Below are 13,091 nucleotides of genomic sequence, written 5' to 3' on the forward strand. Positions count from 1 at the left end.
AGAGCCGATTCACCCCCCGCGCAGGGCGATCAGAGCCGCCAGCAGCGCAGCCAGATTCTCAAAGACGTGATCCGGCTGGAAGGGGCTGCCCGGCAGATCGGCGGCCTGCGTCTCCCCGCTGAGCACCAGGGCGGTCTGGATCGGCGCCGCCTGCCCCATAGCGATGTCGGTGTACAGCCGATCGCCGACCATGCACAGCGCCTCCAGCGGCAGTCCCAGCCGCGCTGCGGCCATATCCAGGATATGGCGGTTGGGCTTGCCGATGATCACTTCCGGGCGGCGGCGGGTTGATGCTTCCACAAAGGCGATGATCGCACCAATATCGGGGATGACACCACCGGCTACCGGGCAGTTGAAGTCAGGATGGGTGGCGATATAGGGCAGCCCGGCCCGCACCAGGTCGCACAGGCGAGTCAGGCGGGCGTAATCGATCGTGGTATCAAAGCCCAGGACGACGCAATCCGGCGTACCCATATCGGACTCAAAGCCAAAGGCGCGGAACTCCTCGACCAGATCGGGCGTGCCAAAGATGGCCGGATGGGTATACGGGGTCTGCGTCCGCAGGTACTGGGCTGTGGCGGAGCCGGAAGTCAGGATGCGCTCCGGGGGGATGGTCAGCCCCAGCCCGGCCAGTTTGCGGACGTACGCGGCGCCATTGCGTGATGAGTTGTTGGTCAGCAGCAGGACAGGCAACCCTTCCCGCGCGGTATAGATCAGGAAGTCCGCTGCACCGGGTAGCAGGCGATCGCTCAGGTAGAGTGTGCCATCCATATCCAGCAGAAACCCGCGAACAGCAGCCAGCGGGCGAGAAACGTCGTTCACCCTTCACCTCTTCCAGCGGACAGTCAGCCACGCGCGGCCTGAGCATACTGTGCCGGGCGTCTTCGCGCCACGCCTCAGGCGTTTTCCCCGCCAAAAAGGTTTTCAATTCGGCACAGATCGATTACACTACAGGGTGTCAGCATGTGCGGCGCGGTTTTGAGAAGGAGTCGGGAGACTTGCCGACCGGCGTGCGGGCAGCGGCGGCCTGCACCAGACCATTGTCAATGCGGCGGCGCTGTGCTATACTACGGTGCATCAACGGGCGCGTGGCTCAGTCGGTTAGAGCGCACGGTTCACATCCGTGAGGTCAGGGGTTCGAGTCCCTTCGCGCCCACAGAAAAGCACAAAGCCCGTGTTGCCGCGTGAACGCCGTTCCCGCGGCTTTCGTTTGTGGGAGGGGACACGCCTCTTGATAACACGCAACACGCTGTCCCGCCTGGATCGCTCACTATCGATTCTGCGCTGGCTGCTGGTAGCCGGCGTCGTCATCCTGGCGCTGGGGATGCCCGCCCTGGACCCGCAACACGGCGAGGTGCTGCGCGGGCGGTTGCTCTTTGCGGCGGTGCTGGGCGCGCTGCTGGCGCTGGCCAACGCCGGGTTGCTGCTCTGGACGACCTCGGATAGCCCGATTCCAGGCACGGTCAGCGTCGCCCTTGATACTGCCTACACCCTGTTGCTGTTCTGGGCGTCGCACGGTCTGACGCCAGTGTTGCTGGGGGCGGGCACACTGCCGATCGTGGTTGGCGCGTTGCGCGTGGGCAGCCGCCACAGTGCGGTTGCCGCTATCACGCTGGCGGTAGCGGCCCCATTGCTGTATGGCTTTGCCATCGCCCCCTACGGCGGCGAGATCACGCCGGTCATGCTGGCCAGTGGCGCTTTGCTGTTGATCGCGGCGTATATCGGCCTGCCGGTTAGCACCGCCTCGCTGGGCTGGATCGGGCATCAGGCCGCCCTCAAGGCGCAAAAGGAAGAGGCCAGCAGGTTACGCGCCGCGCGGGAACAGGTCCGCGCCATCTACGAGATGGCCTCCACATTGAGCGCCACGCTCAATTACCAGGCCGTGCTGGATGCCGCGCTGGATGTAGGCGTGGTCGGCCTGCGCGAGATCGGCTCCAATGCCCGCGTGGTCAGCGCCGTGCTGCTCTATGACGCAAATACCGGCCAGCTCAAAGTCGCCAACGCTCGCCGCCTGACTCACGCCGATATGAAGAAACAGGTTCCCGGCCGGCAGGGGGCGCTGGGTCTGGCCCTCCGAAAGGCGGAGCCGGTCTTCACCAGCGACGCCCGCCGCGACCCGGAACTGCGCTACTTCGTCGCCTTTCAGGATGCGCGGAGCATCCTGTGCGTGCCATTGCGGGCTGGCTTTGACAACTATGGCGTGCTGGTCTTCGGCTGCAACCTCCCTAACGCCTTCAGCGAAGATCATGTTGAACTGCTCTCGGCGATTGCCAGCCAGGCGACCATTGCCCTGCAGAACGCCACGCTATACCAGAACCTGCTGGAGGAAAAAGAGCGGATTATCGAGGTCGAAGAAGACGCCCGCAAGCAACTCAGCCGCGACCTGCACGATGGCCCGACACAGGCCGTCGCCGCCATCGCCATGCGCGTCAACTACATCCGCCGCCTGCTGGAGCGCGACCCTGATCAGGTCCCGGCGGAACTGCAGAAGGTGGAAGAACTGGCCCGTAAGACCTCTAAAGAACTCCGCCACATGCTCTTCACCCTGCGTCCGCTGATCCTGGAAACGCAGGGGCTGCTCCCGGCGCTCAAAGAGCTGGCCACCAAAATGCGGGAGACACACGACCAGAACGTGATCCTGGAGATTCAGGAGAACGTCGACCGCTATATTTCCGCCCGCGATCAGACTGTGATCTTCAATATCGTGGAGGAAGCGGTCAACAACGCCCGCAAACATGCCGAAGCAGAACACATCTGGGTGCGGCTGGCCCGCCAGGATCGCTACCTGGTCCTGGAGGTTCAGGATGACGGTGTCGGTTTTGACGTCGGCGCGGTAGACGCCAACTACGACCAGCGCGGCAGCCTGGGGATGCTCAGTCTGCGCGAACGGGCCGAATTGCTGGATGGCACGCTGCGTATCGAAAGCGCCGAAGGTCAGGGCACGCGCATCATCCTGATCGTGGAGATCGAGCCGGAAGTGCTGGCTGCTGAAGCGAACGAGGCAGAAAAGAGCAATACCGCCCCCACCCAGCCAGCCACGCCGCCTGTCGCCTCCCCTTCCACGCGCAGCCAGACGCTGCCTGGTAGCAGCGTCAATCGACAGCATTAGCGCCTGTCCGCAAATTCCTCCAGGACTTCAACCAAACCTTGCCGCCAGAGGAGGCAACGTGCCCGCATGTTGTATGCGCCGGGGGGCGCGGCAGTAGCCTGGAACGCCCCCGGCGAATCGCCGCGATCGGCGGCCTCTACGGGCTGATCTCGCTGATGTACAGCGTGCCGGCAATGAACTGATCGGCGCTCCAGCTGGCTACCCAGATGTCATAGCGCCCGGCCGCCGGGCTGCCGAAGAGAATCTGCGGGTTGGGGTAGCCCAGGCCGTCATCGTCGCAGTACCACGCACCGTTAGGCGCGTTGATCACCAGTGTCGTGTCGCCGCCGCCGATGAAGTAGAAGCGCAGCAACCCGGCGGGATTGTTGTATTGCACGGAGAAATCCGGGTTGGAGCGGGCAAAACCCTGGCAATTCCCGCCCAGGTAACCCACATTGATCGGCCCGCCGCTGGTGATGCCAACCGTACGCGGATCGGGGACAAAGCCGCCGTTCAGCGTGATACTCCCGTAGGTAGGCGGCGCGCTGAAATCAAGCGTTCCGGCGACGCCAACGTTGACCGAGACCGTGCGCAGAACCTCCGAGTTGTCGCGCAGGATCACCCGCAGGGTATACGTCCGGCTGGCGGCGGGGCACTCCTGGCGCGATCCCTGACCGGCCACACCCTGGCCTTCATAATAGACTGCCTGCACATTGTTCACGTCCCAGGCGACTGTCACACACTGGCCGGGGGCGATGGTCACGCTGGTTACGCCGTTGACCGTGAAAGCGATCTGCGGCACGGCGGCGGTAGAAGTCGGCGCGGGGGTGGGACTGGGCGGCGGGATGATCACTGCCAGGCCGCCACAGGGGCCTTCCGTCCGCGTCACACTGCCCGAAACCCAGCCTTGTCGCCCGCCCAGGTTGACCACCCACCAGGTGCCTTCCGCGTTACGCCCGATCACGTCCAGGTAATTCCCGACGAAAAGCGATCCGATGGCCGGGTAGTTCGTGCCGGGGCCAGTGCGCACGTTGACGTTGACACTGGCGCTGGGGGTAACCCGACAGACAAATGGCGTGGGCGGCAGCACGGAAGTCGGCGTGGGGAACGGCGTGGGGCTGGGTAATGGCGCTACCGTAGGCAGGAGCGCCCCGGTCGCGCCGACGGTCAGCGCCACCGTGAGCGTCCCGCCGATCTCCGCCACCACCGGGCGGATGATCGCGCTGTAGTTGCCACCGGTAGGCTGCAGGGTCAGCTGGATGCTGCTCAGCGCGTCGCCATCCAGGCCGGCGATCAGCCGTCCGGTCGGCCCGAAAACCTGTGCCAGAAAGGCGAAGCCGGGGCTATTTGTCGCCAGGCTGAGCGTGAGCGCGGCGTTCGGGCTGCCGGTAAAGACCAGGTCAACCGGCGGCGAGCCAGGCGGCAGATCAAGCATCACCGGAGCGCCCACTGCCAGCCGCCGCAACATGCCAGCGGCCTGGCCGTCCAGCGCCAGGGCAAAGTCGCCCAGCACCCCCTCCCGACTGGTGACCAGCAGGGCATAAACACCGGTCCTTGCCAGCCGGTGGGTGATCAGGGCGGTGTTCCCCCCTTCCGGGCTGAAGGGATTATCGTCGCTGATGGCCACCTGACGCTGATCCGGTCCCAGCAGGCTGAGGCTGGGAATCAGGCCACGGGTCAGGCCGACCACCTGGGCGGTGATCTGGTCACCAGCATTGCCGCTAAAACGATAGATGGCAAACGGGGCGGCGCTGGTCAGGCTGCCGGTCACCCCGCTGCCATAGCTGATCGATCCCTGAGCCTGGACGGTGCCCGGCAGCGTCGCCGCCAGGATCAGCGTCGCCGCCAGCAGCCAGCGCCCGGCGCTCTTGAGACCGGGAATCCGCGTGAACATGAGCACCTCCCTGTACTGCTCAATGGCCTGTCAAATCACCCTGATCGTAGCACGATGCTGTGCGGCGCGATATTCAGGATCAGCGCCACTCCCGGCCCCATCCCGCGCTCGTCGCGTCGGTTCTTCATGAGCGAAGCTACCTGTATAATGGGCAGCAGGCCGAAGCAATACCCGCTGGTAAGGAGGGCGATTATGGGCGGATGGATCTGGCGGCTGGGGTTAGCGCTGATGCTGGCGGCAGGGCCGCTGCTGGCGCCTTTGAAGGGGGAACAGGTCGCGGCGGCCAGTTCGTGGTCGGTCTGGCTCTACCAGCAGGAAACAGGTCGTCTGGTGCATCTTTTTCCGGATGGCACGCCGGGCGCGTCGCTGACGCTGCCGCTGCCGCCCGGGGTGGTGGAATATCCGTACGAGCTGGCCGTGTCGCCAGATGGGACGCTGTTGGCGGCCTGTGTAACCAGCCCGGCGGAGGTCACCACAGTCTACATCTTTGACCTGGCGGCTGCCGTACCCCGGGCATCTTATACGGTCCCCGGCGGGCGGATCGAAGGGTGCCTGCTGGGCCGCCAATCCTTTAGTCCGGACGGCAAGCAACTGGCCTTTGGCCTGATGTACCACTATCCTGATCCCGCCGATCCCCGCCCCGACTGGGAAGTGATCATGATGGACACGGCGACCGGGGCAATGCCGGGTCGTCTGGCGTCCACTTCGCCGGCGGTGGCCGCCCTGGGCCGTAACTACGCCGGGACATGCCCTGCCGTCATGGCCTTCACGCCGGGGATGGTGGCCTTCGCCCCGATCGCCTGGGGCACAGAAGGCTTCGCCGAGTACGACAGCCTGGTCTGGCAACCGGGCAACGGCGCGGTCAGCCTTTATGGGCCGTATGGCAAGATCAGCCTGGACTACTTCGGCCAGGAGACGATCTGGATCGAGGTGCGCGATGACTTTCCCGTCGCCTCGCCGGGCGACACGCCAGCTCATCCGTTCAACGTGGTGATGTTCGCCGGGAGCGCCGGGGCTGCCTGGCAGCCGATCTTCCATCAGAGCGGGGCCATCGTGGAGCAGGCGCTGTACATCGAGGGCGGGCGGCGCATTGCCATCCGTACCTCCGCCGCGCCGGGGTCGTCGCACTGGTGGGCGCTGGATCGCGGCGGTGGCAGCGTTTTGCTGAGCATCCCGGAAGCGGTCTATGCGGTACGGGGGACGCCCGATGGCTACGTGTACCTGAATCCGACCGGCGGCCCAACCGGCGGGCCGTTACTGGTCGAGCAGCGCACGGTCGGCAGTGCGCCAGGAACTTACAACCTGTGGACGGCGGAGGCCGGGTCGTTCTGGCAACTCCTGTGGGTCACGCCGCTGGCCGCCGCCCCGGGTCTGCCGCCCTTCCCGGCGGTGTTGCCGCCGCTATCGCCTGGCCTGCTGGTGACGCCACCGTCGGCAACGCCGATCCCGGCGGCGCTACCGGCGCTGACCGTTGGCGGGGCGGCAGTGGTGCACACCACCGAAGGCGATCGTCTGCGCGTCCGCAGCGGCCCCGGGACGGACTTCCCGGTGCAGTTTGAACTGCCCAACGGCACGCCGGTCACGCTGATGAGCGGCCCGGCTGCCGGTAGCGGCTATACCTGGTGGTACATCCGCACGCTGGATGGGCGCACCGGCTGGGCGGTCGATGGCGTGTCGGATGCTGGCGGCTGGCTACAAACGCTGATCCCGACCGGCTGAACCGGAGAATTTCCGCGCCCCATCAACGGACCGGGGCAGCCGTTCAAGCTGCCCCGGTTGTGGGAAAAGCGGTTGCTACAGTGGGTTAGCCCGGCTCAGCCACGGGCCGGGACTCGGCCAGGGTGGGGGTGGCCTCCAGAATAGCGCGAGCCACTGCTTCGTCAGCAGCGATGATGGCCAGACGCCCGCTCCAGTTGGGATGCAATTGCCCGCCCTGGACGGCGGACCAGGCCGTACCTTCGGCCTGCGGTGTACTGTGCTCCAGCTCAAACAGTAAATCAACCGGGTGCGCAACGGTATCCAGCAGGGTGTTCACCACATCCAGCGCCAGGTGATGATCGCGCCAGTTCCAGCCCTCCTCGTAAACGATGCGGATCGCCGTCTGCGCTTCGTTACTCCATTCCACGCGTATGCACATGCGCTACCCTCCTTGCCTCTATCATACTATGCCGGGAGGGCCGCACACCCCTTTTTAATGGGGTTTTCATATTCGCCTTCAGGAAGCGCTGCCAGATTTTTCAGAACTGACACACCCCGCTTCAAAATTGTCACATCCCGCGCCCAGGGGGTACACCTGCATATGCTACAATGCGGAAAAGCGCTATGGGCGAATATCACCGCCCGGCTACGTCGTCTTTGTACTGGTTGAACATCCTGCAAGGCAGACATGGACAGTCGCCCGCAAATTCTGCTTGTTGACGATGAGGCGTCGGTGACCTCAACTCTCACCACGTTTCTGGAATTAAGTGGCTTTGAGGTCGCGGTAGCCCGCAACGGGGAGGAAGCGCTGGCCATGCTGGAGCATCTTTCCCCTGCGCTGATCGTGCTCGATGTGCTGATGCCGCGCCTGGATGGCCGGGAAACCCTGCGCCGCCTGCGGCAGGGCGGCAACTGGACGCCCGTGATCCTGCTGACCCAGATCGCGGGGACACCTGAACGGATCATGGCCTTTCAGGAAGGCGCGGATGATTACCTCAACAAGCCCTTCGATCCTCAGGAACTCGTTGTGCGTATCCGGGCCGTCCTGCGGCGAGTCAACGTTGGCCGGCAGCTCCATAGCGCCCGGCAGCTGGTCTGCGGGCCGCTGAGTCTGGATCGGCTGGCGCGTCGCACCTACCTAAGCGGGCGAGAGATCGCGCTCACCCCGAAGGCATTCTCCGTCCTGGAATATTTGATGTTGCACCCGGATGAGATTGTTACCCGCGAACGCCTGCTGGATACCATCTGGGGCTGGGATAATGTGGTTGGGACGCGCGTCGTGGACACGCGGATCACCGAACTGCGCAAAGCCCTGGGCGACGATCCGGCTAGGCCAACCTTCGTTGAGACAATTACCGGCCAGGGCTACCGGTTCGTTGGGCAGGTCTCGGAAGCCTCAACAGGATGAGTCGAAAAGGATGGTGGTTACTGCTCCCGCTGGGCCTGGGCCTGGCCGGAGTCATGCTGCTGGCGCGGGTGACACTGCCGGGCACAGGGCTGTTCCTCTCCCGCGATCTGGACCTGCTGTTGATCCTGTTCAGCTTGAGTCTGGCCATCTTCGCGGCGGTTGTCCTGATCGTCAAAGAGGTAATGGAGCATCTGCGTCAGCAGAGCATCGAACAGGCCCGTGCTGAAGCCTTCGCCGAGCATCTGCGCTTCCTTCAGCGGCTGGATCACGAATTCAAGAATCCGCTAACTGCGCTGCGAGCGGGCCTGGGCACCCTGGCCCTGACGCTTCCCAACGAAAGCCAGCAGCAGATCGTCCGGACGCTGGACATGGAAGCACAACGACTGAGCCGTCTGGTCGCCGATCTGCGCAAACTGGCCGAACTGGAAAGGCTGCCCCCGGAGTTCCAAGAGTTTTCGGTAGGGGATTTTTACGCGGAGATCAGCGAGCTTGGTCGTGAACGGCCCGAATTGCGCGACCGCCAGTACATTCTCTACCTGGCACCAGAAGCAGCGAACCTCCGGCTGGTGGGCGACCCGGATCTGCTGCTTCTGGCGGTGCACAACCTGCTGGATAACGCCTGCAAGTATACTGTCCCCGGCGACCGGATTGAGTTGCGTATCTTCCCGGTTGAGGACAGTCTAGTCATCCGGATGACTGATACCGGGATTGGCATCCCTGAAGCGGAAGTGCCGCTGGTATGGGAAGAGTTGTATCGCGGCGGGAACACCCACGATATTCCCGGTAACGGCATTGGGCTGGCGCTGATCAAGACCATTATCGAACAGCATCAGGGCAGCGTGAGCCTGGACAGCCAGATCGGCCAGGGGACAACCGTCACTCTTTACCTGCCACTGGCCTAGGTCACCGGCAGCCGGTGTTTCGAATCTGATACGCCATGTATCGAGATTCGAACGCGGACATCACAGCCGTTGAATACCCATCTGGTACACTGCAAGTATCAAAACGAGGCTGGTGATGTTCCTGACAGGAGAAGCTATGAATATCAAGACAGGGTTACGGGTGCTAATTGCGCTGGCCGTCATCGTCGCTGTAGTCTACTGGGCGGTCGATTCGACGCGCAGCAGAACCTATACCGGGGACGAGATCAGTTTCAACATGGGCAGTGGGAGCGTTGTTATCAGCCATTCGGCTGAGGAAGCGGCGCTGGCGCGGTTCTCCACCACTGGCGTGCGCGGTACGTTTGCCATTGCCAGCAATGCCCTGGAGGTCTCCGTCAGTTCCACCCGGCAGGGCACCGGAGCCAGCGCGGTCAATACCGTTGAGCTGGAAGTGCCTCCGGGAACCGCGGATGTACGGGTGACACGTGGTACAGACGTGAATCTCACGCTCGAAGGGGCTAAGGCGGCAACAGTGATCTTCACCCCACAGAGTGAAGAGGCTACGCGCACCACCTATATCGCGGCTGCCATCGTCATCCTGGTTGCCCTGTTCTATATCTCGCGTACCTTCAACCACGGTTGGATCGGCTGGCTACGGCGGCGGGGCCAGGTCAAGACCATTGGCGACACGGAACAGGCGTCCACCTGAACGAGGGCCTGACGGTCTCCGCAACCGCAAACAGACACATGGGAAGGCCGGCGATCCATCCGGCCTTTCTTTCACCCCCCACCGGACGCTCCATAGCAGGATTATAATGGCAGACGCCCGGCTAAGATGAACGCCACAACCAACATGGGGCAGACCACAAATGAGACGTAAATTCACCCTTTACGAGATATTTGACCGCCTGCTGGTACTGGTGCTGGGTCTCGTGATTATGGGAGTTGTCGTCCTGCTGGCCGTCTCAGTAGCCCGGCGTCCGACCCCGACGGTCGACCTGCAGGAAGGTGTTGAAGAACTGGCGGAGGCAGCAGCCGAGCTTCAACAGGCAGTGGACGCCCTACGCGCCAACACCGACGACCCGGCCATGGCCAGCGAACTAGGCGCCATTGAACAGCGACTGGACGTTGTAGACCGGCAACTGGAGCTGCTGCAACAGCAGGTCGACAACCCGGACCTGGAAGCAATAGACGTTGTGGAGGGAGAACTGCCGATATTGCCGGAAGAGGTTGAAGCTATCCAGAAAGACTTCAGCCACACGGTCACCGCTGCTTCCTGGCTGATCGGCAGCCTGAGTATTGCGACGGCAGTAGCCCTGGCCATCGTGCTGAATGAGCGGCGCCGCCGCCACAGGAGACGCCTGCCCCCCTTGCCTTTTCCCCCGCCAGCTTCGCCCAGTGACATGAGCGTTCCCCCTGCAACAGGGAACGACTCCGATTGATGGGTACCAGCCAGCGGGGCGCGGCGCGGTCGACCGCCACGCTGCGCCCCGTTCGCAGTCCCCGCCAGTGACCTAATACTCCAGCTTACTCTTCGTACTGATGCGCTTGCGGAAAACCCAGTACGTCCAGCCCTGATAGATCAACACGATCGGTACCAGGGTCAGGGCCACGACCGTCATCACCTGCAGCGTGTATTCGCTGGAGGAAGCGTTGTAGATCGTCAGGCTCCAGTCCGGGTTGAGGCTGGAGACCATCACCCGCGGGAACAGCCCGCGGAAGACGGTAATGACCGTCAGGGCGATGTGCAGGCACATCGTGAAGAAGCCCCAGCCAAAGCGTTTATCGTTGACCAGCCAGCCGGTTGCCAGCAGCGCCGCGCCGGAACCGATGGCTGTGATAGGCGGCACCACGCCCTGCGTCGTCAGCACATCCGTCTCAAAGTAGCCGAGGACGACCAGCAGGGCAACCAGAACGGTCAGGACAGGGCCGGCTTTCTTGGTCATGGCTTCCGCCCGCTCACGGACAGCGCCATCCGTCTTGAGCGCCAGGAAGATCGCGCCGTGTACCACAAAGGCGGCTACCGCCACTGCCCCGGCCAGCAACCCCAGCGGATTGAGCAGGGTCAGCAGATCGCCAGTGTAGATCATGTTCTCGTCGATCGGCACGCCGCGTACGATATTGGCCAGGGCCACCCCCCACAGCAATGCCGGCAGGAAGCTGCCAAGGAAGATGGCGCGATCCCACCACTGCCGCCAGCGCTTGCCGGGCTGTTTGCTGCGGAACTCAAAGGCCACGCCGCGCAGGATCAGAGCCAGCAGCATCAGCACCAGAGCCAGGTAAAACCCGCTGAAGAGCGTAGCATACCAGTGCGGGAAGGCGGCGAACATCGCCCCGCCAGCAGTGATCATCCAGACTTCGTTGCCATCCCACACCGGCCCGATGGTGTTGATGATCTGGCGGCGCTCACGATCGGTCTTGCCCAGAAAGGGTAGGAGCATCCCCACGCCGTAGTCAAACCCCTCCAGGATGAAGAAGCCGATGAACAGCACGGCAATCAACAGGAACCACAGGGCATTCAGCTCGATCATCTCATCCCCTCCTAGAAGGTCATCTCCACGGCTTCCAGAGCCGGATCCGCTTCATCCGCCTTGAAGAACACATGATCGGGCTTCATGGCGAAGTAACGCAGCAGGAAGATATCGATCGCCATCAGCGCACCATAGATCAGGGTGAAGGCGAGCAGGGAGAAAAGCAGCATGCCGGTTGTCACATTCGGGGAGACGGCTTCCTCCACCCGCTGCAGGCCAAAGACGATCCACGGTTGGCGGCCTACTTCAGTCAGGATCCAGCCGGCGGTATTGGCGATATAGGGCAGCAGGATCGCCAGCGGCGCCCAGCGCAGGAAGCGCCCGGCCCCTTCCAGCTTCCCGGCCCGGATCAGGTAGAAGGCATAGAGGCCCACAAGCAGCATCAGTACACCCGCGCCGACCATCGCCCGGAAGCTCCAGTAGTTGATGGCGATGGGGGGAATGTAGCTAACGCCCGCGCCATAGGCCTGTTCGTACTCCTGCTGCAGGTCCAGAAAGCCCTTCACCTCCCCATCCAGGCGGTTGTAGGAGAGGATGCTGAGCAGGTAGGGGATGCGGATCGAGAAGATTTCCTCACGTTCATCCAGGCTGCCAATGGTGAAAAGCGACAGGCCCGCCGGGTCTTCGCTCTGGAATAACCCTTCAGCGGCGGCCACCTTCATCGGCTGGGTGCGCACCATATGCTGCATCTGACTATGGCCAATAAAGATAACCGCGATCACGCCGATCAGGCCGTACACCGTGGCCCAGCGGAAGGACGTCCGGAAGACCTCCTGGTAGTTCTCGGTCTTACGCAGCAGATGCCAGGCGCTGATGCCCAGCACGAAGAAGGCGGCAGTAGTGAGGCCACTGGAGAAGACGTGGGGGAACTGCACCCAGACGTTGGGATTGGCCAGCAGGGCGAAGAAATCGGTCATCACCGCCCGACCACCCTCGATGGCGTAGCCAACTGGTTGCTGCATGAACGAGTTAGCGACCAGAATCCACAGCGCCGAAACATTGGAGCCGATCGCCACCAGCCAGATGGCCGCTGTGTGCGCCCACAGCGGCAGTTTATCCGCACCGAAGATCCACACGCCAAGGAAGATCGACTCCAGGAAGAAAGCCAGCAACGCTTCCACGGCCAGCGGCGCACCGAAGATATCGCCCATAAAGCGGGCGTACTCCGACCAGTTCATCCCGAACTGGAATTCCTGGACGATGCCTGTCACCACCCCCATGGCGAAGTTGATGGCAAACAGCTTGCCCCAGAAGCGGGCCATCTTCCAGTAGGTCTCATTGCCGGTGCGCCAGTAGACCGTCTGCGTGATGGCCACAAAGACGGAAAGGCCCAGCGTCAACGGGACAAAAAAGAAGTGGTAAACCGTCGTGATGGCAAATTGCAGCCGCGCAAGTGAGAGAGAATCCATATTGTCGCCTCCACAAATATCTCCCGCACAACCACACCTCAGCCGGCTTGCCGCACAACAAGAAAGGGCCTGCCCGGACGCCTGGAGGCAACGAAAGGGGAATGTGGCGCCGTGCGGCAAAATACCCCGGCTTTCACAGATTGATGGTAGCCTGTTATGTATTCTAGATCGCGTACTAAATC

At 63.0% G+C, this 13,091-nt stretch carries 11 protein-coding genes and 1 tRNA gene; 7 read left to right on the forward strand and 5 right to left on the reverse strand.

What is annotated here, in order from left to right:
* Positions 1-9: 9 nt before the first annotated feature.
* On the reverse strand, positions 10-771 hold the full coding sequence (locus HPY64_08850) for an HAD-IIA family hydrolase (protein NPV67237.1): 762 nt from the start codon (positions 769-771) through the stop codon (positions 10-12).
* Between the two features lie 311 nt (positions 772-1,082).
* Between HPY64_08850 and HPY64_08855 the strand changes: the two genes are divergently transcribed.
* Positions 1,083-1,156: transfer RNA gene (locus HPY64_08855), tRNA-Val, on the forward strand.
* A gap of 75 nt (positions 1,157-1,231) precedes the next feature.
* Positions 1,232-3,109 (forward strand): GAF domain-containing sensor histidine kinase, encoded by a 1,878-nt coding sequence (locus tag HPY64_08860; protein ID NPV67238.1) that lies wholly within the window; start codon positions 1,232-1,234, stop codon positions 3,107-3,109.
* 136 nt (positions 3,110-3,245) lie between these two features.
* Here the strand turns inward: HPY64_08860 and HPY64_08865 are convergent, their stop codons facing one another.
* Positions 3,246-4,982, reverse strand: a complete 1,737-nt coding sequence (locus HPY64_08865) for an SH3 domain-containing protein (GenBank protein NPV67239.1) — start codon at positions 4,980-4,982, stop codon at positions 3,246-3,248.
* Between the two features lie 192 nt (positions 4,983-5,174).
* Here HPY64_08865 and HPY64_08870 point away from each other — a divergent pair, with 192 nt between their 5' ends.
* Positions 5,175-6,701, forward strand: a complete 1,527-nt coding sequence (locus HPY64_08870) for an SH3 domain-containing protein (GenBank protein NPV67240.1) — start codon at positions 5,175-5,177, stop codon at positions 6,699-6,701.
* A gap of 85 nt (positions 6,702-6,786) precedes the next feature.
* Here HPY64_08870 and HPY64_08875 read toward each other — a convergent pair whose 3' ends face one another.
* Positions 6,787-7,119 (reverse strand): hypothetical protein, encoded by a 333-nt coding sequence (locus HPY64_08875; GenBank protein ID NPV67241.1) that lies wholly within the window; start codon positions 7,117-7,119, stop codon positions 6,787-6,789.
* Positions 7,120-7,368: 249 nt separating this feature from the next.
* Between HPY64_08875 and HPY64_08880 the strand changes: the two genes are divergently transcribed.
* From HPY64_08880 to HPY64_08895, 4 genes are all read left to right on the forward strand, one after another.
* On the forward strand, positions 7,369-8,088 hold the full coding sequence (locus HPY64_08880) for a response regulator transcription factor (GenBank protein ID NPV67242.1): 720 nt from the start codon (positions 7,369-7,371) through the stop codon (positions 8,086-8,088).
* Positions 8,085-8,990 carry a HAMP domain-containing histidine kinase gene (locus HPY64_08885; GenBank protein ID NPV67243.1) on the forward strand — a complete coding sequence of 302 codons (906 nt, stop codon included), beginning with the start codon at positions 8,085-8,087 and terminating at the stop codon, positions 8,988-8,990. The genes HPY64_08880 and HPY64_08885 overlap by 4 nt, the downstream gene beginning before the upstream one ends.
* A gap of 136 nt (positions 8,991-9,126) precedes the next feature.
* The gene (locus tag HPY64_08890) at positions 9,127-9,678 is read left to right on the forward strand and encodes a hypothetical protein (protein ID NPV67244.1); all 552 of its coding nucleotides are present in this window, start codon (positions 9,127-9,129) and stop codon (positions 9,676-9,678) included.
* Between the two features lie 160 nt (positions 9,679-9,838).
* The gene (locus HPY64_08895) at positions 9,839-10,411 is read left to right on the forward strand and encodes a hypothetical protein (protein NPV67245.1); all 573 of its coding nucleotides are present in this window, start codon (positions 9,839-9,841) and stop codon (positions 10,409-10,411) included.
* Between the two features lie 72 nt (positions 10,412-10,483).
* On the opposite strand, the gene cydB is transcribed toward HPY64_08895, so the two are convergent.
* Together cydB and HPY64_08905 are read right to left on the reverse strand one after the other, a co-directional pair.
* Complete coding sequence (gene cydB / locus HPY64_08900; protein NPV67246.1) at positions 10,484-11,500, reverse strand: cytochrome d ubiquinol oxidase subunit II; 1,017 nt, start codon at positions 11,498-11,500, stop codon at positions 10,484-10,486.
* An 11-nt stretch (positions 11,501-11,511) separates the two neighbouring features.
* Positions 11,512-12,909, reverse strand: coding sequence for a cytochrome ubiquinol oxidase subunit I (locus tag HPY64_08905; GenBank protein ID NPV67247.1), 1,398 nt, complete (start codon positions 12,907-12,909; stop codon positions 11,512-11,514).
* Between the last annotated feature and the right edge of the window lie 182 nt (positions 12,910-13,091).

The organism is Anaerolineae bacterium, from assembly GCA_013178165.1.
Lineage (GTDB): Bacteria > Chloroflexota > Anaerolineae > Aggregatilineales > Ch27 > Ch27.

Excerpts from the sequence above, each read along its gene's own strand:
- HPY64_08875 (NPV67241.1), bottom strand. The coding sequence starts at position 7,119 with ATGTGCATACGCGTGGAATGGAGTAACGAAGCGCAGACGGCGATCCGC.
- HPY64_08905 (NPV67247.1), bottom strand. The coding sequence starts at position 12,909 with ATGGATTCTCTCTCACTTGCGCGGCTGCAATTTGCCATCACGACGGTT.
- HPY64_08865 (NPV67239.1), bottom strand. The coding sequence starts at position 4,982 with ATGTTCACGCGGATTCCCGGTCTCAAGAGCGCCGGGCGCTGGCTGCTG.
- cydB (NPV67246.1), bottom strand. The coding sequence starts at position 11,500 with ATGATCGAGCTGAATGCCCTGTGGTTCCTGTTGATTGCCGTGCTGTTC.
- HPY64_08880 (NPV67242.1), top strand. The coding sequence starts at position 7,369 with ATGGACAGTCGCCCGCAAATTCTGCTTGTTGACGATGAGGCGTCGGTG.
- HPY64_08895 (NPV67245.1), top strand. The coding sequence starts at position 9,839 with ATGAGACGTAAATTCACCCTTTACGAGATATTTGACCGCCTGCTGGTA.
- HPY64_08885 (NPV67243.1), top strand. The coding sequence starts at position 8,085 with ATGAGTCGAAAAGGATGGTGGTTACTGCTCCCGCTGGGCCTGGGCCTG.
- HPY64_08870 (NPV67240.1), top strand. The coding sequence starts at position 5,175 with ATGGGCGGATGGATCTGGCGGCTGGGGTTAGCGCTGATGCTGGCGGCA.
- HPY64_08890 (NPV67244.1), top strand. The coding sequence starts at position 9,127 with ATGAATATCAAGACAGGGTTACGGGTGCTAATTGCGCTGGCCGTCATC.
- HPY64_08850 (NPV67237.1), bottom strand. The coding sequence starts at position 771 with ATGGATGGCACACTCTACCTGAGCGATCGCCTGCTACCCGGTGCAGCG.